Below are 1,647 nucleotides of genomic sequence, written 5' to 3'. Positions count from 1 at the left end.
AGGCTCTTTCTGCCCATTCTTGTGACTACTTTCCTATGCCTGACCTCATTCCCGAATTTCAGACCTGAATCCTTACGCTGGGCTTATATTACCGTTCGACCCGGACTATTAATGCTGCTAATTTTATTCGCACTCGACAACTTTGTTACAGGGCTGGTTGAAGTTTTACTCACTCCCTTGGTACTTTCTTTTGCTTCAGTTACCGTTCTCGGAACCATTCAATCTATCGGTGGCGCGGGGATGCTGTTGGGTAGTCTTGCTATGAGTATTTGGGGTGGGCCGAAACGTTTAATTCGTGGCATATTTGTTTTCGATATCCTTGCTCATCTGTGCATCCTAGCATTCGGTTTACGCACGAGTACCGAACTTTTTGCCTTAGCTAACTTCATCTTGTTTTTCAGTTTACCGCTCGTCAATGGCTGGTGCGATGCTATCTTGCTCCGAAAAGTGGCTCCCGATATTCAAGGCCGGGTCTTTGCTACAATCAACATGATTTGTTGGTCGTGTATTCCCGCCGCTTATGTTGTGGCTGGCCCTCTAGCCGAACGAATCTTTGAACCTCTCATGGCGACTGACGGGTTATTGGCAGGAAGCGTCGGACAAATTCTTGGCGTGGGGCCGGGTCGCGGTATTGGCTTGCTATTTATTACGATGGAAATTATAGCGATAGTGGTGACAGTTGCCGCTTACCGATATCCGCGCTTGTGGTTTGTAGAACGCGAATTGCCAGATGTTATTTAGTGCTTGGGGAAAGCTGTGGAGTTTCGTTGCTGTTTCCGGGGGGGCGATCGCTTCACCAATTCCTGTGGGTTATGGTGGCGATCGCCAGTTATGCGAGAGACGAGGATTAATGATGCCACGGCCCTTGCCGGTTGAAACGGCTGAGTCCCCACCGCTTCAATATCTGATACTCTCAAAAAACTATTTCATCACAACAAGATTGCGATCGCCCTCCTCAAACACTGCGATATGCTTAGCCCCTAAAGTGTCGGAAAAACCCACACCCCGCGTTTTTCCACACCACTTGCCTGTACATCCTTTCCCTCATCGCCACAGACAGCCAATAATGCTTCGGCTGCTGCGCCTGCATTTATTCGGATGTTGGTGCAGCGATCGCGCTGTATGACGGTCAGCCGAGGAACGGATTAATTTCGTCCAGTCCCGTCTTAAACCAAGCGACGGATGCTGTGTATTCTACGCCATCGTGAGCTGGACTACCACGTTAAGAAATCCCCGCCGAGCGATGCAGCAATGCAGTAAGTGCGGCAAACTTTCTGGTATCAGGTCGAGTTTACCAAGATGAAGATAGAACGGCACGGGCAGGCCAAAATACTCACGCAACAGGAAATCGAGCTTTTGTTCAACAAAGGTTTGCAAACCGCTCGCGATCGCACCCTCTTCGGAGTTTGTCTCTACACCGCCTGCCGCATTGCCGAAGCTTGTTCCCTGATGGTCAAGGATATCTACTATTAGGGGTGAAGTGAGCAGTCGTACAGAAACTTACGAATCGGCTGAAAGTTTTACTGGATAAGCATTCTAGGAATCACTCTTTTTGTCTCTCAAAAACTTGAAGAGTTGAAAATTAAACTGTACCAATTAAAGCATAGATTTTTTGGTACAGCTTTTTTGTACGGCACAGTAAGGATT

At 48.1% G+C, this 1,647-nt stretch carries 2 protein-coding genes and 1 pseudogene; all 3 read left to right on the top strand.

Going from position 1 to position 1,647, the window contains the following annotated elements; genetic code table 11:
• Positions 1-741: pseudogene (locus tag QUB12_RS37235) on the top strand (hypothetical protein); the annotation flags it as partial.
• Positions 731-1,126 (top strand): hypothetical protein, encoded by a 396-nt coding sequence (locus QUB12_RS37230; RefSeq protein ID WP_333311106.1) that lies wholly within the window; start codon positions 731-733, stop codon positions 1,124-1,126. The pseudogene QUB12_RS37235 and the gene QUB12_RS37230, both read left to right, overlap by 11 nt.
• A gap of 173 nt (positions 1,127-1,299) precedes the next feature.
• Entirely contained in the window at positions 1,300-1,473 is a 174-nt protein-coding gene (locus QUB12_RS37225) for a hypothetical protein (protein WP_333311104.1), read from the top strand.
• Positions 1,474-1,647: the final 174 nt, after the last annotated feature.

The organism is Microcoleus sp. B7-D4, from assembly GCF_036705125.1.
In the GTDB taxonomy this organism is placed as follows: domain Bacteria; phylum Cyanobacteriota; class Cyanobacteriia; order Cyanobacteriales; family Microcoleaceae; genus Microcoleus.
Note: the sequence above shows the minus strand (reverse complement) of the source record. Positions and strands in the feature narration are given on the sequence as shown.